Consider the following 17,940-nt stretch of genomic DNA (forward strand, 5'->3'; position numbering starts at 1 on the left):
ACAATTGACATGATAACGTTTGTGGATAGAGCTGCTCAATTGCCACTTGTGTATGCCCATTAACTGTACAATTAGTACAACGAGGAAATATTGTGGAAACGGACGTGTGGATTTCGAATGGGTTCAATAAAAAAACTGCTCACTTCACGTAGCTAAAGCTTTACGCATTTATGCCGTCCGTTTCACAGCAAGAACTATACGCCACTGGTCGAAATATGTAAATACTTAAAAATAATGATTCTCGCAAAATGCATGAGCAATACAAATACACAGCACAAAAAAATCCTGAGGATAGAGAGCTATCCTCAGGATTTTTGTTTATAAGCTGTATTTAAGCGTTAGGTTTAAGGATAACTTTAATACAGTTATCTTCTTTGTGCTTGAAAATGTCGTAGGCATGAGGCGCATCCTCCAGCGTCATGCGATGGGTGATCACAAATGAAGGATCAATCTCCCCCTCTTGAATGCGGTTGAGGAGTGGACGCAGGTATCTATGCACATGTGTCTGGCCCATTTTAAAGGTTAAACCCTTGGCAAAGGCCGCTCCAAACGGCACTTTGTCCAGGTAGCCACCATAGACTCCTGGTAGTGAGACTGTGCCACCTTTGCGGCAGGCCTGAATGGCCTGGCGCAGTACATGTGGTCGGTCAGTGCCAAGGTGGACCTGTTGCTTAATTTTGTCCATTGTGGCTCCAATACTGGTTCCATGGGCCTCTAGACCGACCGCATCAATACATGCATCTGGACCACGCCCACCAGTTGCTTGTTTAAGCAACTCGACCACATCTTGTCCTTCATAATTAATCACTTCGGCTTTACTCTGCTCTTTTGCCATCTGTAAACGCTCAGGGAAGCGATCAATGGCGATGACCCGTTCGGCTCCTAGCAGATAAGCACTCTGGATGGCGAACTGGCCTACTGGACCACATCCCCAGACCGCGACAGTGTCTCCGGGCTGGATCTGGCAATTCTCGGCGGCCATATAGCCAGTGGGAAAGATGTCTGATAAGAAGAGTGCCTGCTCGTCGGTCAGATTGTCTGGAACCTTGATTGGACCTACATCGGCGAACGGTACACGGACGTATTGGGCCTGTCCTCCGGCGTAGCCGCCATAGATATGCGAGTAGCCAAAGAGGCCAGCGGCAGAATGACCATAGAGGCTTTCTGCCAGCCAGGCATTAGGATTAGAATTGTCGCATAGGGACCACATTTGCCGTTCGCAGAAGAAGCAGTGACCGCAAGCGATTGTGAATGGCACAACTACTCGATCACCTTTTTTTAGATTATCCACACCCTTACCAACTTCAACCACCTCGCCCATAAATTCGTGTCCCAGGATGTCACCCTTTTTCATAGTTGGAATATAACCATCATAGAGGTGAATATCAGAGCCACAGATGGCTGTGCTTGAGATTTTAATGATTGCGTCGCGTGGATTGAGTATCTCCGGATCGGGCACAGTCTCGACACGTACATCATGAGCACCATACCAGCATACTGCCTTCATATTTCTCCTCGTTACTTTCTACCTTTTCCGGTCGGCTGGCCCTTTACCGTAGGAATCTCGCCTGTTTCCATTAATTCTTTGAAACGTCTGAGTATTTCCGCTGCTTCGTACTCGGCTGCTGAACTTGTGATGTGACTTGCTAGTTTGTTCAGTGGATCTGTCTGGAAAAAATCAAGTTCAAGGGTAGCAATGGTTCCTCGTCCCCCGGCAGCTGGATGGAAGTATACTTTGCCTGCATTGGCGGTAGTTGGTTGACCGTGTACATGCCAGGCGATCAATTGATCTGGCTTATCTTCCAATATTTCCGCATTCCACTCGCTATTGGCACTTGCCGTCCAATGGGAAGTTCTTTCGCCCGTCTGGTTGACGGTTTTAATTCCGGGCATGTAGAGCGGGGCCATTTCAATATCACGCCAGAATGTATAGAGATCCTGGGCACTGCGATTAATTGTTTGTGAGCGGCTAACCCTGATACCTCGATTTCCAGGAATGGTACTGACATTAGCTGATAGCTGTTGACCGCCTGTATTGATGTTCAGAGCTTTATACAGCACACTACGTCCCGTAGCTCCGCGATAGAGCAGCCCACCACCGATTATTGCTAATCCCGCTCCCAACCAATCTCGCCGCATAATACCATAGGTAGAAAGCGCTCCCCCACCGATAGCAGAGGTCCAGCGTTCTATTTGTCCCATGTTAGTAGACGAATTTGTTAATTGATCTATTTTGTTTGGAGTATCTGATCTCTCTTCTCTTATGGATTGGATTGAAGCCATACTCTCCCTCTTTTTTTTGCTGAGTAATCAATTCGATTTAACATATGGGTAGTACGGGACCCATTAATTTTTGGTTTCGTTAGTTTCCACTTTTTTATTGCTCTTATGAGTATTGTGCTTTATTGAGAATATGGGTTCAGTACATAATCGCGTTATCCATTAGAAGCCCCCTCCCTCATCTACAAAGTCAACTGTCTTCCTCCTGTTCTGGTCGCTTGTGATGGTCGATATGAGCTCGGCCAGACAGATTTTTTAACTATTCATTTATATTCTTGTTACAGAAATTACTTTTTTGCTCAATATATATAATAAGTGTAGGGGAATTGTTCTTGCACCTCAGAAATGAGAGACAAAGTTGTTTCAATAGAGCAAGGATTTGTGTCCTCGAATGTAGAGATGTGGAGGAGGGATGTGATGAATACTCGGAACGGTAGTGGTAGGGATGAGGATGAGGCCTTTCGTTTTGGTCCACAATTAATGAACAATGATCCTTCGATATCACGTTCACAAAGTCGTTGGGGTCAACATGTATTATTGTATGTGGTTGCTATGGTAGCTGCCCTGGGTGGACTCTTGTTTGGTTATGATACGGCAGTCATTTCTGGCGCTATGCTGTTTCTACGTGTCAGTTTTGCTTTAAATGCCTGGATGCAAGAGATTACCGTCAGTATTGCTTTGCTGGGTGCCGCTATTGGAGCTCTTAGTGGTGGTAAACTGAGCGACATGCTTGGCCGACGCACTACATTGCGTATTACCGCTGGCGTGTTTACCCTGGGAACTTTATGTACCGCGCTTTCTGTTAATTGGATGATGTTTCTGGGATTGCGTTTGATAGTAGGTTTAAGTATTGGAGCAACGGCCAGTATTGTACCTGTATACATTTCAGAAATCGCCCCTTTCCGTCTGCGTGGTGTACTGGTAACGTTTAATCAACTGGCGTTGACGATTGGGATTGCTGCGGCATATTGGGTGGACCTGGCTTTTGCCAGCGCACATATGGGGTGGCCCCCGATGTATGCTGTTACCGCTATCCCTGGTCTGGCTCTGTTGATTGGTATGTTGTTTACCCTCGAATCACCACGCTGGCTGGCCAGTAAAGGGCGCTGGTCAGAATCCGCATTAGTGTTAGGTAGACTCTGTACTTTTGAAGAGGCAACTCAGGAATGGCAAACCATGCGTACATCTTTTGCTGGACACTCAAATCATGGTTCATTACATGAGTTATTGCGTCCAGGAATACGAGTCGCCTTATTGGTTGGGGTAAGCCTGGCGATTTTTCAGCAGGTAGTTGGTATTAATACAGTCATTTACTATGCACCAACCATTTTTGAGTATGCAGGCTTTACCTCGGCTTCCAGTGCTATCCTGGCTACCAGTATTGTTGGCGTTGTGAATGTATTGACGACGATTGTAGCGGGTATCCTCATTGATCGCGTTGGCAGACGCGCACTGCTCATCGGTGGCACCATTGGTATGGCGACTACTTTATTAGCATTAGGCCTCATCTTTGCCATCGGACCCAGACAGTCAGGATATCTTATTCTAACGGTATTATTGGGCTATGTGATTGCTTTTGCTGTCAGCCTGGGGCCTGTCTTCTGGGTGCTGTGTGCTGAAATTTTTCCCACCCATCTACGTGCTACCGGAGCCAGCATTGCCACCTTTGCCAACTGGAGTGCCAATTTGCTGGTAAGCCTGACATTCCTCTCGCTGATTAATCTGATTGGAAAAAGCTTCACCTTCTGGCTCTACGCCTTAATGAGTTTACTGGCATTAGCTTTCTGTATTCTTTTTGTACCAGAAACCAGGAATAAAAGTTTGGAGCAGATCGAAGCCTACTGGGTTAATGGGCGTAGATGGGAGAAGAAAGAGAAAGCATCCTCGCCTGCCGAATCTATTGCTTCAATAAAGGCTCGTATGTAATTGGTGTTGATTAACCACAAATACACGCCATATCTTCATGCGTTAACATTTAATGTCCGTCTTAACATGGGCAAGTTAAAAAAATGATATCTCTTGCATCACGGGTTGACAATCTTGTTCCCGAAAGAGGCCTTGCAAGAGATATCACTGTATTTATTACCCTATTTTTGGCCGATCCTCAACTTTTCATTGAGATATGAAGAAATAGAGTCTTATGCTCCCTGGAAGAAATCGGCGTTGATTTTGATGTAGCTCTTCCACTCAGCAGGTACCGCAGATTCTTCGAAAATGGCTGTGACCGGGCAGGCTGGCTCACATGCACCGCAGTCGATGCATTCGTCTGGATTGATGTAGAGCTGCTCGTGCTCATCGTAGCCCTCGTCGCTGGGTCCGGGATGGATGCAATCAACTGGACAAACATCCACACAGGAGGCATCTTTGGTGCCAATACAAGGCTGGGTGATTACGTAGGCCATAGTGAATAATCCTTTCAAGATTAACAATTAGGGAAGAATGAACCCTTCTCCTTATTATTGTACAATTCATGGCTGCTGTAAATGTTCTAGGAGGTTTTTTTCTAAATTCTATTCTGCTCGACTATTTTGATGGCCTGTAATGGCTGAACTGTCGTGCCTTGCAGAAAGGTAGGCCCATTGATCCAGTGGCTCATCTACATATAATGGTAGTTTGTGTCGGGGAGCAGAAAATATAAAAGTAAGCCTTTTATAAAGGCGATAGTGTCTGGAATTCTATAGGCTTATGTGAATTGCCAGAATGTTTGCCAGAACTGAGAGATGAAGTAAATAGATAAAATTTCCTAATATATATTGGAATGTCTTGATTTGTTACTTGTATTGATGGTATTGTCGTAGTATTCAATGGAAGTATATGAAGAAGCCCTTTTCAGCGTTTTGAGTTTTCGCTGATCTTTTATGCCGCATATAATTTAAATGGATGGTGAATATGGTCTGTGCATATTGTAGTTCTTGGAGAGAAGAGAATCTTGCTCCATGCCGAAATTGTGGTGCCCCTTCGCCTTTAAAACGAATGAATACAACCCATACTATTTATGCCAATTCTGGTGCTTCAGCTTTTTCTAATGATCAAGAGCTATATACAGTTCCTCAACTCTCCTTTGAGGATGTGTTGCCGACCGCGCAGCCGAATAATATCATGGCTTCACCATCACAATCTTTTCCTGTGACGGATAATATATCTTCTATAAATGGACAGGCCATTTCCTCTGAAGTACCTCAGCTAGACTTTCCGGTGGCTCAATTGCCTGTTACTCCTTCTAATCTTGAGCAGGAATTGCAGCCTTCAAGTAGTAATAGCACACAGCAGTCTTTGTTGCCCGCCCTTTATCAGCCTCCAGTTTATAATCAGTTGCAAGAGCGACAATCGACCGTATCGTTGCAGCTTGTGCCAGAAGAGGCTGTTAAGAGTTTATTGCCTGTCCAGCCTGTAGAGCAAGAGCTTGTGCGTATTCCTCCCATGTATGTAGCTCCTCGACCGCTCCATCCCCGTAAGAAAGTCATCAGTGGACTCACCAGTGTATTAATTGTGGCGCTATTGCTTTGTGCTGGTAGTTTGTATTATGCTCAGTCACGTGGCATATTTAACTTTATTACTGGCGCGGCTAACGTAAATAATATTAACGCTACGCCAGAAGCTCCCTTGCCTGATCCTTCTAAAGATCAACTGCTCGGACCCGCGGCGGATATCATACCTGCCGCCACTACCACGTCTCGTTATGATCCTACAACCCTGGAGCCTGCTTTTGGAATTCAGATCTTCCGTATCAATCAGCCGGTCTATCTGACTTACACTGTACAACCGGCCAAAGATGATGGGCGTGTCCTGGTGAAGTGGTATACCAATAATCATTTCTTCTATCAGCAACAAAGTGCGATGGTTATCATCAAACAATTGAAGGCCAATGAGACCAGAAATGGATTGTTTGAAATGCGCTTCGTTCATCCAGCGGAATGTAAGGCTGAATTATGGTGGAATAATAAGCTAGCCAAAACGCTTTATTTTGTGGTGCGCTGATCCTAATGTCAGACAAAGCGAGAAGAAAAACGCAAATTGTTTTTCCTCCCGCTTGTAATAGCGTTTAATAGATGTGCGTTATAGTTATACCATCAGGCTAACGGCTCTGGGCGTTTAGCTCTGCGCACCTTTGGTGAGATGCAGAACAATGTTGCGACTAGTGTCAACACTAGCCAGCCTATAATGACTGTTGGCCGGGGTCCATAGATTTCCAATAGCCATCCCATGAGGAATTGTCCCAGAGGGTTACTGATGCTGGTAAACATGCGGCAAGCACTGATGACCCTGCCTCGCAATTCATCCGGAATAATAGCCAGACGATAGCTAAAATATGCAACATCTTCAAATGGATCGACAAAGGATAGGCCGGCTTCGATGATCCCTAGTATGAATGGATTGCCAGCTAGCAGGTAGCAGGGCCAGAGCAAGGCAAAAAGCCAGCGTACCAGCATAATGGTCTGACCTACTTTTAGAAATTTTTGTGCCAGTGGGGCCAGTAGTGAGCCCGTGATCGCGCCCAAACCACCAATGACAAAGATTGTACTGATTAAAGAAGTGGAGGCATGTTGTTGTCGGGCCAGCACAATAACGATGAGGGTACTGCTGGGGTTTATCAAGGCCGCAATAGCATTTAAGCTATTAACGGCCCGGAGCACTGGCTGTTTCCAGGCCCATAGTATCCCCTCTTTAATTTCGACCAGTAAATGGCGCGGTAGCCTGTTGCGCTGTGCTTGAAATGGAGTCCTGATAGCGCTAAGCGTAATGATGGAGACTATATATGATATGGCATCAGCCAGGAATGGAAAGAATGGTCCTGCCGTGAAAAGAGGGCCAGCGATCGCGGGACCTAACAGGATAGTTGTACCTTCTATAACTTCCTGTTGAGCCATGGCGGCAGGGATTTGCTCTTGCGTTATAACCTGGCTGAGCCCGGAAGCCTGGGCAACACCGAAAAAGACGAGTAGTGTTCCCTCAATGAAGGCTGTGATATAAAGTTGCCAGATGGTCAGGCTATGAAACACCATTGTGATGGGAATACTGATCAAACTGCAGGCGCGGCCAATATCGCAGAGTAGCATCACATGTTTGCGATTATAACGATCTACCCATGCGCCAGCGAGCAGAAAAAAGAGCATATTTGGCAATACACGGATGGTTCCGGCGGTGGCAGCGGCCAGCGGTGAATTAGTGATATAGAGGACAAGGAGCGGAAAGGCGGTCTGCGATATCCCACCACCAATATCTGAAATTGTTTGACCACTCCACAGTAAAAGATAGTCGCGATTTCGCCAGAGCGAACGGACCTTTGGGGTCGAATTTGCTGTGCCTGGTGCTTTTGTAGGCATAGAGAGACCTTTCATGGCAATCTGAAGCATGTTTTTCGCATAGGCATTATGAAAGGTCTCGCAATCGTGCCAGCCGATATCTAGCAGGTACTATTGAATGCGTCGATGAAGGATGTTGTGCGCAAGAATATACACCTTCGCCAGGTAAAATTATCTGGATTACGAGATCACAGACATATGCCCGGCTAAAAGCAGCATAATTGAACGAAGTAGAAAAGTGGAATAGATGAAGGGGCACTATCTCTTATAGACACATCATAAAATGTGCCTTAATAAAGATAATAGGAATCGAGCACCTTCATAAGCCACGTAAACCGGTGCCGGGCTTACGCGGCCAGGGTGCTTGTGTTGCGATTCCTATTACGATGGATGAGCCATCCTCGAGTATGGATACTCAGATATAGGGAGTAGATAGATAGATTGCTCATGGTTGTATGTTAACATATAAGTACTAATATCGTCAATGCAGTATTTTGAGATTTTTCTTGTGCACTACATAAATTTCTGTTGGGAAATCTTTTTGCGGCATTTTTATCAGTCTGATTTTGTACCCTCTTTGTGACTATGCAAAGCTATTGTCAATGCTGTTCCAGATTCAGGGATTTCCCCGAAGCTTTTCGGGGATTTTTCGGTTATACTCCTCTTAATAGAGACACTTATAGAGGAAGGTTTTGTTTTATGAGTTCTACATCATCTTTCAGCAGTGAGAAGGGTACTGTTGAGCCTTTGCCCCAACTGATGCAGAGTCTCTCTGTCGTACTGCCTGCCCACAATGAAGAGCAGGTAATTGCAACGACTGTGACATATATACTGGAAACTTTGAGCCCGTGGGTACGCAACTTCGAGATTGTGGTGGTCAATGATGGCAGTAAGGATCGTACGGGCGAGATCCTTCAAGGCCTGGCACAGCAAGACAAGCGCGTACGTGTTATTACCCATCCCGTAAATCAAGGTTATGGTGCGGCGCTGGTAAGTGGTTTCGAGGCCGCGAATAAAGACCTTACCTTCTTTATGGATTCTGATGGGCAATTTGATATTCGCGAAATCAGTCTGTTCTTCCCATTTATCGGTCAGTATGATGCCGTTCTAGGTTATCGCATTGATCGTCAGGATTCCTGGATGCGCAAATTAAATGCCTGGGGCTGGAAGCAACTGGTGCACTTGATCCTGGGTGTGCGCGTTCGTGATATTGACTGCGCCTTTAAACTCTACAACACGGATTTCATTCACCATAACAACTTTGAGACGCGCGGCGCTATGATCAATGCAGAAATATTGTACAAATTGAAACGGTCTGGCTATAGCTTTAAAGAAATTGGTGTACATCATTTACCCAGGCGTACCGGCCAGGCTACCGGTGCCAATCCTAAAGTCATTTTACGAGCCTTTAGAGAGCTATTCTATTATGCTCGTAAATGGCGCCTGGAAGAAAATGCCGGTATCAAGTAAGTAATATATGCTCTATATGTGAATTAACACCAGGCAGGCGAATACCTGCCTGGTGTATTTTTGTGCGGCCGGATGTATGAGGGTGGAATATTATTTTATTTTTAGCAAGAGGTACGTCTGTGTTAATAGGATAGCTTTGAATGCTCATTGTATTGTTATGCTAAACTAGACGGGTAAGCGGCTGTGACACCTGATGAGGAGCTATAAATGGGACTCGTTGTAGATAATATAAGTAAGTCTTTTGGACAATTTCAGGCTGTAAAGAATTTGTCTATGGAAGTCAGGGAGGGAGCATTGTTTGGACTGCTTGGCTCGAATGGCGCTGGCAAGACCACAACAATGCGGATGGTGCTGGATATCTTTCGTCCAGATAACGGACGGATTACCTGGAACGATCGCGATGTGCGCGAAATTCCACGCCGCGAATTGGGATATTTACCCGAAGAACGCGGTCTCTATTCAAAGATGAGTGTAGAGGAGCAATTGCTTTTCCTGGCCCAGTTGAATGGTCTGTCCAAAAAAGATGCGAAGAGAGAACTGGATGAATGGCTGGATCGCTTCCAGATTAATGCAAATCGTAAAAAGAAAATAGAAGACCTTTCCAAAGGAAATCAGCAGAAAATCCAATTCCTGGCTACTATTCTACATAATCCCTCTATTCTTATCATGGACGAACCCTTCAGTGGACTTGATCCTGTGAATGCTATCGTGTTGAAGGATGCCTTCTTAGAGATGCATCGGCGTGGTAAAACAATCATTTTTTCGACCCACCAGCTGGACCAGGTCGAGGAGATGTGTGAAGATATTGTGATTATTAATAAAGGGGAAACAGTGGTCAAGGGAAGTGTACGCGAGGTGCGGAGACAGCATGGACGTAATATCGTACGCTTAAAATTAGAAAATGATCCCGAAGCACTGTGGCTGGATGGCCTGGATGGCGTCCAGGTGACCAAGCGGCGCCAGGATTATATTGAGATGCAGATTCGATCAGATCTGAATCCTAATGTGATTCTCGAAGCAGCCCTGCAACACTCTGGTCAAATTAATCGTTTTGAATTAGCCGAACCTTCACTAACCGATATCTTTATTGAGCGCGTAGGCAAAATTGCCCTGCCTGATGCTCCTGCAACAGTTGCATAAAACATAAAAAAGAGGATATATGTCAAATAAGACAGCACTTCCCCTGTACGTGAAGTTGAGCCATCGGTACATCAGGCTGAGATTGTGAGATCCAGTGGGGATACGCGCAGCAATTCATTGCGCAACATAGGTCTGATTGTTCGTCGTGAATATAAAAATCGTGTCACCCAGCGCAGTTATATTATTACTACCATACTGTTCGTGTTATTCTCCCTGGTTGCTTCATGTGTGCCTACCGTCATCCAGTTTTTCGCGGCTCGTTCGAATTCTCAATCCCATATCACAATTGTTAATAATGCTGGCACCACTGCTGATTTAAGTGGAGATCGCCTGCTGCAATACTTCAATAGCAATCTCAATGGATCGACCAGCAATGGAGCCCAGATACCCGGCCAACAGGCTAGCCAGTCCAAGGGAACGCCACATTTTGCTTTACGTGTCGATACATCTACTCCAATCAGTCAGTTGCAAAAGGATGTGAAGGACGGCAAGTTGGATGTCCTGCTGGTACTGGACCGTACTGCCAATAAAGATGTGCGCTTCACTTACTATACTGCCTCCGCCAGCCTTAGCGATACAGATCTGACCCAGATACAGACTACAGCTGGACAATTGAGTGTGCTGGATAAATCGTCCCGCCTGGGTTTGAGTCCCACGCAAACCCAGAATTTGCTGGCTCCGCCCGTTTTCAATGTGGTCTATACCCAGAAGGGGAGCGGCAATGATTCACTGATATCATTGGCGGGCGGTTATTTTCTGGGTGTGATTGGAACTGTATTGATCTTTATGGCAGTCTACCTGTATGGTATGTGGGTGGCTGGTGGTGTCGCCGATGAAAAAGGCAACCGCATCATGGAGATTCTGGTAAATGCCGCCACGCCGTTCCAGTTACTATGGGGCAAAATCATTGGCATTGGGGCTGCCGGGTTGACGCAGATGGTGTGCCTGGTTGGAGCAGGTATTATCGGTTTGCTGTTGCAGGGACCCTTGAGTGCGGTCTTGCAGACTGGTGGAACGCTGTTTAATCTCAGCTACATCCACACTTCGACCACCCTGCTATTGTTATTGCTGGTCTACTTTATCCTGGGCTTTTTACTCTATTCCACCCTGTTCGCTGCCCTGGGTGCCCTGGTCAAGCGGCAGGATGAGGTACAGAATGCCGTTGGACCATTAACCGCTCTCTGTATGGTTGGTTATATGGCCAGCTTTATTGGTGGCTCTGTGGCACCTGGAGCCACCTGGTTTAAAATTATGTCGTTTGTTCCTTTCTGGACTCCGACAATGATGATGATGCGGGTGGCCACAAATACTGTTAGCAGTTGGGAGATTGCCCTCAGTATAGGCATTTTGCTGGTGTCAATTGTCATTTGTGCCTGGATCTCTGCGCGCATTTATCGGATCGGCATTTTGATGTACGGCCAGAAACCAGGCCTGCGCCAGATCGTCAGGTTGTTGCGCCAGTAGCCTCTGTCAGAAGCAGATCATTTGAGAGGAAAAGGGCAAATAGCTGGTGGCCTCCTTTTCCTCTCTTCTCTAGTTAACTTTATGGGCATTTTCTAGTTTCTCATGGCCGGTGGCTTCAATCTCGCTATATGTTTCAAAGCCACATTTTGAACAGCGATAGGGCTGTCTATCTAGAGGACCACTGAAAAGTAAGTATAAGCAATATACAATCGCCACAAAACCGACACTATAAATAGTGGCTTGTTCCACGGTAAACTCCTTTCGTACGTGACAATATCTAAGAGCTTCAACAAACCATGCCCTGTCGTCATGTCTTTATTTATTGTATTCCTCCTAAAAATAGGTATATCTTGCTGCGCTATACGTTCGGACCTGCCAATTCTGAGGTCGCGGGCCATCGTTCTAATCGCTATTACTATTTTTTGGAGCAGGGCTTTTTACTGTTCGTCCAGAAATGACGAGTAAGCGAGAAGAGGTCCATTCTTTCATACGTGGAGTGTGGAGTGTGTGTTGGGCGGCTGCACTCTCCTCCCACCTGCAAACACGGAGAGCACGAGCAAGCGACACGCTGGACCTTCTTTCAGGTGAGGAGAGTGTGGTGGGCAGCCGCAGCCTCCTCCCATCTACAAACACGGAGAGCACGAGCAAGCGACACGCTGGACCTTCTTTCAGGTGAGGAGAGTGTGGTGGGCAGCCGCAGCCGCCCACCACACTCTCCTCCCTTCCAACCCGGCGCCGCAGGCGCCATAGAGGAACATAAAAAAGCCCTGTTTTTTGAGCGTGCGCCTTGCGCATATCCTATAAAATAGGTATGCTGACAGTTATATCATTATTTCAATGTTATAGGAGTGGAAACAACTTTATATGAATATGGATAAAGATGGACAGACTATATCTTTAACGCAACAACTGGCTCAATGGGCTGATATATTGCGTGGGCAGGCGGCCGCCGGTTTGCATTATGCTTCAAATATCTATGAGGAAGAGCGTTATCAAAAAATTCAGACTGTGGCTCTAGAATTGTTTGCCTGTGCGACTGGACAAGAGCTAACGGCTGTCGAACCATTGAGGAAGACTCTTTTTGCTCGTTCCTCTCCTATTCCTTCCTGCGATGCAGGCGTAATCGACGCTGAAGGGCGCATTTTATTGATTCGCCGGGCTGATAATGGGTTATGGGCCATGCCTGGTGGTGGGATTGATGTGGGTGAGACTCCCGCCCAGGCTGCGGTGCGCGAGGTGTTAGAAGAAACAGGTGTGACTTGCGAGCCTGTGGCCTTGATTGCTATTCATGATTCGCGTTTTTGTGGCACTGAGTATCCCAGCAGCTCTATCAAATAAATTTTTTGTGCCGTCCACGATTAGATGTTCCCGTGGTATCTCCTCCTTCATTTGCGCATGAGACGTTGGATATTCAATGGTTTCCAGAAAACGCCTTGCCAGCAGAGCTGGACCCGGGTCACGTAACGCGTATTCCCGAGGCGTTTCGAGTCTGGCATGGAGATATGAAAGCGTATTTTGATGCACTCAGCTAATTAGTTTTGTGCGATACTGGTAGACGATACTGTTAAAGAAGAAGCTTTTTAGTAAGGAGAGTTTTATGCCATATTCTCAACCTACTCCTACACTGCCTGTTCGTACTTTGGGGAAAACTGGTTTAGAAGTGCCAGTGTTGTGTGTAGGGTGTGCCCCTCTGGGGGATATGCCTGATACTTTCGCATATTCTGTCTCTGAAGAGCGTGCCCTGCAGACGATTCGCGCCATTTTCAAGAGCCCGATTACTTTTCTGGATACAGCGGCATCCTATGGCGATGGTGAAAGTGAGCGCCGCATTGGCATTGTATTGAAAGAATTGGGCGGTGTGCCTGCTGGCTATTTGTTGGCGACTAAAGCTGATCGCGACCTGCAGACAGGTGATTTTAGTGGTGATCAGATGCGTAGGAGTGTTGAGCGTAGCCTGCGCTTGCTGGGCTTAGATCGGCTACCACTGCTCTATTTACACGATCCAGAGCACACTACATTTGAAAAGGCGATGGCCCCCAATGGACCCGTTGAAGTGTTGCAACGCTGTAAAGAAGAGGGTCTAATTGAGCATCTGGGGGTAGCTGGCGGCCCGATTGATTTGATGACGCGCTTCGTTGAAACTGATATCTTTGAGGCGGCCATCTCACATAATCGCTATACCTTGCTCAATACAGATGCAGATGCTTTCTGGGATGTTTGCCAGCAGCATAGAGTGGGGGCAGTGAATGCCGCTCCTTATGGGAGTGGTATACTGGCCAAGGGACCGCGAGCCTATCCACGTTATGAATATGGTGCAGCCTCTCAAACATACTTAGAGCAGGCCATAAAGCTGGAAGATGCCTGTCAGCGCTATCAAATACCCCTGGCGGCAGTGGCCCTGCAATTCTCCCTGCGCGATCCTCGCATTCATTCCACCGTGATTGGTATGACACGTCCAGAGCGTCTGGATGAAACAGTGAAGCTGGCCCAGACGCCCATTCCCGAAGAGTTATGGAATGAGATAGAGTCTATCCGTTTGTCTTAGAACGTCTCAGACTTCTATGCTCTTCGTGTTCTCGTTTTTCCATAAAGGACATAGACCTTTATATGGTGCAAGAAATGCGCGATTCGCACTTTTTGCACCATATAAGACTAGCTCGGGCGCGTCGGTGCACGTCCGTCAGGAGTCACATCAGACCCCTATAGTTTTCCCTTTAGAAAGATAATCTCATGACAGATACATTTATTTATCCAACGCTGATCGGGCACATGGATACCTTGCTCCGTTTTTACGAGATGGAACAGACGCAACAGCCAACCGTGGCCATGCCAGCTGATGAAATACCGTTTGTGCAGAGTTTCTTTTCGCGTAGCCAGGATGGTGACATCGACTATCCACGGGCGCAAGATGGAGGTATGAGTGGGGCATTCTTTGCCGTCTATGTTCCCACTCCGAAAGCCGCTGCTGATTGTTGCTCTACCCCTGCGGCGGTTGATGTCCCTCCTGAGCGCTGGTATGAGCGCTATATCAGGCCCGCGATTGGCTATGAATATGCACAGCAGGCGACCTGGCAGATTATCTCATCTCTTTACCGTTTGGAGGCTGGTTCTCAAGGTCGCTTAAAGGTTGTACGTAGCGTTGCTGAACTGGAAATGTGTCTGGAGCAAAAGATAATAGCGGCCATTTTGCATATCGAAGGCGCAGAAATGATTGATCCGCAACTTACTACGCTAGATGTGTTATATCAAGCTGGTCTGCGCTCGCTCGGCCCGGTCTGGAGCCGCCCTAATGTCTTTGGCTATGGGGTACCTCTGGTGGTCGGCCACTCTCCTGATACGGGTCCAGGTTTAACGGATGCAGGTAAGGCCCTGGTGCGTGCCTGTAATCAACTAGGGATCATGCTGGATCTCTCTCATCTCAATGAGCAGGGGTTCTGGGATGTCGCCAAGCTCTCGCAGGCACCGCTGGTAGCGACCCATTCCAATGCTTATGCCATCTGCCCATCGGCACGCAATCTGACCGATAAGCAACTGGATGCTATTAAGGCCTCCGATGGCCTGGTGGGTATCAACTTCAATGTCTATGATATCCGTCCTGATGGGAAAGGCAACGTGGAGACCTCACTGGAAGATCTTATTCGTCATGTCGATTATCTGGTAGAACATCTGGGGATTGAACGGGTGGCGATTGGTACTGATTATGATGGAGCAACTATGCCGAAAGAACTCCACGATATCACTGGCTTACCCAAACTTTATGCGGCCCTGGCTGCTCGTGGCTATGATGAACGCTCGTTACGGCTGATGGCCTCGGAAAACTGGCTACGTATTTTTCGGCAAACCTGGCACTGATAATAAAGAATATTGTCACGACCTTGAAGTAGATGTATCAGGGGTGGTCAACAGTAATGGCTACCTCTGCTAATATCCGCTCCGATTGCTTCATGCCAAAACAGAGTATATTAAGTATATAGTCAAATGTGTGACAATCTTCAATCAAGATGACCTAAGGCTATTGTGTATGCTGATGCCTTTTGGTAGAGAATGGCTCAAGAATTAGTTGTGCATGACCAGGCCAGTTCTCTCCAGATCGTTTAAGAGCTCCAGTATTTTTTCTGGATTTTTTCCCATCAATGAAATCAGTTCGTGGGTGGTGCGTTGACCATCAATTAACATATATAAACGTCGATGTTCGCGAGTTAACCCTACCTGTTCCATATAAGCCAGCACATTGCCGTTTGTTGGAACACGGTATGGTTTTTGTAAGACAGTCGGCGTTGGTGTATTGGATAGTGGGCGTGATATTCTTGGTAGTGGATTTGTGGTTGACACTGGCTGATTCCTGCTATTGGGATTGCTGGGTGATAACTGTGACGCTGTAAGGCCATTGAATGAAGGTGGATTGGATTGCTGGGGGACGCATTTGCCACAATAAATGCGAAGCGGCACGTTGTCCACGTGCTAAGCCAACTAAAAGCGGTCGGGCCAGTATAAATACCGGTCTGAGCTTCAGTAATTTGTCCATTTATAAAAACAATGGTGCCCTCTTCAAACGCTTGACCTTCACCACGTTCGACCGTGAGTGTACCACTTCTGTGTGCAATCTGGATAAGTTGAATAATATCTGCCAGATTATTTGTTGTAGTTTCTCGCTGTTGAGGCATAGCTACACCACTCTACTCGTCAATGAGTTCTAATTTCAGTACACAGCTTAGCATTAAGTAAAAATATTTATCTATCGTTGCTGTGCGGACTGATTGTTTTTAACGCCATGTCATGAAAATTAAATAGCAGGATTATTATACCTATATCCTTCAGCTTTTACAATACATTTATGAATAGCATGTTTTGATGCAGTTGTTAGAAGATTATTTTTTTAGTAGTAGTATAATTCGTTTTAGGTGGATTTTTTAGTATTTTTAACCTGTCCCATCTGTTATTTAGTATAAAGCAAATACATTTTTTCAGGCATATTATTTATTTTTGTCAGAATTATTGTTGTGGTTTTTGCTATGCTGCCTGTATCAAGCTGCCAATGTTGTCGGGTAGAGGAAAATAAGTAGAGGTTATATTTTTTAAATTAAAAATATTGATTTAAAATACGTGCACTTGATAAGTATTTTATACATAAAGTAACAATACTACGTGAAGTTTGATGGAGGTAGTATTGTTACTTTATATGGATGATTTTTTTGCCTACGTATATATAAAATCAATTACGATCAATCATTTGGCGTAATAAGTTCTCGCAGCTGTCTCTCAATATTGCCCTTGGCTATTGGTGAAAGTAGAGGATCTCTGAGTGTTTTTTCCAGGCGCTCTTTTTGTTCTGCGCGAAAGCGCAGATTAGCTTCTCGCTTCTTCTTTATTTTCATTAGTCTGGCCAGGACCTGATTATCTAGTTCATCAAAATTTTCCATAAAACACCTCTGTTAAAGTATAACACGGACGCTTCCTTTCGCGAAAGGAAGCGTCCCTTAATGTTTCTCTTTGGCGCCGCAGGCGCCGGGTTGGGGGTGTGGAGTATGTGGAGTGGGCGGCCGCGGCCGCCCACTCCACATACTCCACACCTGAAAGATGTACACTCTCTGGACGAACATGAAATAGCCCTGCCGCACCTGTGAGGACGTGCGCTGGGGCGCCCGAACCTGTTTTATGGTGTAGTGTAAGAGCGTGCTCATACTTTTTTGGTGGGCTATTGAGTTACTGTATGGTAACTCAAGTCGTCGTACTTGGTATCCTGGTCAAGATGCGCTCAATTTCAGCTTGTAATTGAGTAGGATTTGGGCCAGTGATGCGTTCAACCACGGTGCCTTTGTGAAAAACGATCAATGTAGGGATAGCCTGAATACCTAGACTTTTGGCTGCCTCGGGTTCGTCGTCAATATTCATTCTGGCAAAACGCAATTTGCCTTGATATTGATCGCTCAAACGTTCAAAGATGGGTGCGATTGCACGACAGGGACCACACCAGGGTGCCCAGAAATCTATGATGACGGGCTGATCAGGCTGGCTGATGAACTTCTGGAATGCTATATCATTGACGGTAAAAAGATTGGAGTGTATCGCCATGGCAGGCCCTCCTGCTTGAAACATATTGTCTATACAACTTTTAGCGACGATCTTTTTTCTCTGCTGCCCGCCCCAATTGGAGTCAGGTACTGCATGTATTTTCGTTGATGAGAACAATAGGCTAGTAACTGATTGTATTGGCGCGTGTTTTCATTTCTCTGCGCTTTGTTATGCTATCCAAAGGCTTCAGGACTGGTTTATCAGTATTGAC

The 17,940-nt window shown here is 46.2% G+C and carries 16 protein-coding genes and 1 pseudogene; 8 read left to right on the plus strand and 9 right to left on the minus strand.

From position 1 onward, the window contains the following. Positions 1–331: 331 nt before the first annotated feature. On the minus strand, positions 332–1,507 hold the full coding sequence (locus EL645_RS35020; protein ID WP_126557054.1) for a zinc-dependent alcohol dehydrogenase: 1,176 nt from the start codon (positions 1,505–1,507) through the stop codon (positions 332–334). Between the two features lie 11 nt (positions 1,508–1,518). After that, complete coding sequence (locus EL645_RS35025; RefSeq protein ID WP_126557055.1) at positions 1,519–2,283, minus strand: SRPBCC family protein; 765 nt, start codon at positions 2,281–2,283, stop codon at positions 1,519–1,521. Between the two features lie 414 nt (positions 2,284–2,697). Here EL645_RS35025 and EL645_RS35030 point away from each other — a divergent pair, with 414 nt between their 5' ends. Beyond that, positions 2,698–4,206: a sugar porter family MFS transporter gene (locus EL645_RS35030; protein WP_161977938.1), complete on the plus strand. Its 1,509-nt coding sequence runs from the start codon at positions 2,698–2,700 to the stop codon at positions 4,204–4,206. Between the two features lie 212 nt (positions 4,207–4,418). Here the strand turns inward: EL645_RS35030 and EL645_RS35035 are convergent, their stop codons facing one another. Continuing rightward, positions 4,419–4,682, minus strand: a complete 264-nt coding sequence (locus EL645_RS35035) for a 4Fe-4S dicluster domain-containing protein (protein WP_126557057.1) — start codon at positions 4,680–4,682, stop codon at positions 4,419–4,421. Between the two features lie 571 nt (positions 4,683–5,253). Between EL645_RS35035 and EL645_RS35040 the strand changes: the two genes are divergently transcribed. Then, entirely contained in the window at positions 5,254–6,258 is a 1,005-nt protein-coding gene (locus EL645_RS35040) for a hypothetical protein (RefSeq protein ID WP_126557058.1), read from the plus strand. Positions 6,259–6,350: 92 nt separating this feature from the next. Here EL645_RS35040 and EL645_RS35045 read toward each other — a convergent pair whose 3' ends face one another. Further along, the gene (locus EL645_RS35045; RefSeq protein ID WP_161977939.1) at positions 6,351–7,604 is read right to left on the minus strand and encodes an MFS transporter; all 1,254 of its coding nucleotides are present in this window, start codon (positions 7,602–7,604) and stop codon (positions 6,351–6,353) included. Between the two features lie 678 nt (positions 7,605–8,282). Between EL645_RS35045 and EL645_RS35050 the strand changes: the two genes are divergently transcribed. From EL645_RS35050 to EL645_RS35060, 3 genes are all read left to right on the plus strand, one after another. After that, the gene (locus EL645_RS35050; RefSeq protein ID WP_246035683.1) at positions 8,283–9,053 is read left to right on the plus strand and encodes a glycosyltransferase family 2 protein; all 771 of its coding nucleotides are present in this window, start codon (positions 8,283–8,285) and stop codon (positions 9,051–9,053) included. Positions 9,054–9,260: 207 nt separating this feature from the next. Beyond that, the gene (locus tag EL645_RS35055; protein ID WP_126557060.1) at positions 9,261–10,193 is read left to right on the plus strand and encodes an ABC transporter ATP-binding protein; all 933 of its coding nucleotides are present in this window, start codon (positions 9,261–9,263) and stop codon (positions 10,191–10,193) included. Between the two features lie 84 nt (positions 10,194–10,277). Next, positions 10,278–11,657 carry an ABC transporter permease gene (locus tag EL645_RS35060; RefSeq protein ID WP_161977940.1) on the plus strand — a complete coding sequence of 460 codons (1,380 nt, stop codon included), beginning with the start codon at positions 10,278–10,280 and terminating at the stop codon, positions 11,655–11,657. Positions 11,658–11,726: 69 nt separating this feature from the next. Here the strand turns inward: EL645_RS35060 and EL645_RS35065 are convergent, their stop codons facing one another. Then, complete coding sequence (locus EL645_RS35065) at positions 11,727–11,906, minus strand: hypothetical protein (protein WP_126557062.1); 180 nt, start codon at positions 11,904–11,906, stop codon at positions 11,727–11,729. Positions 11,907–12,521: 615 nt separating this feature from the next. Between EL645_RS35065 and EL645_RS35070 the strand changes: the two genes are divergently transcribed. From EL645_RS35070 to EL645_RS35085, 3 genes are all read left to right on the plus strand, one after another. Then, entirely contained in the window at positions 12,522–12,995 is a 474-nt protein-coding gene (locus EL645_RS35070) for an NUDIX hydrolase N-terminal domain-containing protein (RefSeq protein ID WP_126557063.1), read from the plus strand. Positions 12,996–13,254: 259 nt separating this feature from the next. Beyond that, a complete protein-coding gene (locus EL645_RS35080; RefSeq protein WP_126557065.1) occupies positions 13,255–14,202 on the plus strand; it encodes an aldo/keto reductase in 948 nt (315 codons plus the stop codon). A gap of 185 nt (positions 14,203–14,387) precedes the next feature. Continuing rightward, positions 14,388–15,509 (plus strand): dipeptidase, encoded by a 1,122-nt coding sequence (locus EL645_RS35085; protein ID WP_126557066.1) that lies wholly within the window; start codon positions 14,388–14,390, stop codon positions 15,507–15,509. A gap of 204 nt (positions 15,510–15,713) precedes the next feature. Here the strand turns inward: EL645_RS35085 and EL645_RS43465 are convergent, their stop codons facing one another. From EL645_RS43465 to trxA, 4 genes and pseudogenes are all read right to left on the minus strand, one after another. Then, positions 15,714–15,989 (minus strand): hypothetical protein, encoded by a 276-nt coding sequence (locus EL645_RS43465; protein ID WP_246035684.1) that lies wholly within the window; start codon positions 15,987–15,989, stop codon positions 15,714–15,716. Between the two features lie 59 nt (positions 15,990–16,048). Next, positions 16,049–16,321, minus strand: a pseudogene (locus EL645_RS46050) (DUF4388 domain-containing protein); the annotation flags it as partial. Between the two features lie 558 nt (positions 16,322–16,879). Continuing rightward, the gene (locus EL645_RS35095) at positions 16,880–17,077 is read right to left on the minus strand and encodes a hypothetical protein (RefSeq protein WP_126557068.1); all 198 of its coding nucleotides are present in this window, start codon (positions 17,075–17,077) and stop codon (positions 16,880–16,882) included. A 298-nt stretch (positions 17,078–17,375) separates the two neighbouring features. Next, entirely contained in the window at positions 17,376–17,729 is a 354-nt protein-coding gene (gene trxA / locus EL645_RS35100; protein WP_126557069.1) for a thioredoxin, read from the minus strand. Positions 17,730–17,940 lie beyond the last annotated feature (211 nt).

Origin of the sequence: Dictyobacter kobayashii (assembly GCF_003967555.1) — a bacterium.
Taxonomy (GTDB): domain Bacteria; phylum Chloroflexota; class Ktedonobacteria; order Ktedonobacterales; family Ktedonobacteraceae; genus Dictyobacter; species Dictyobacter kobayashii.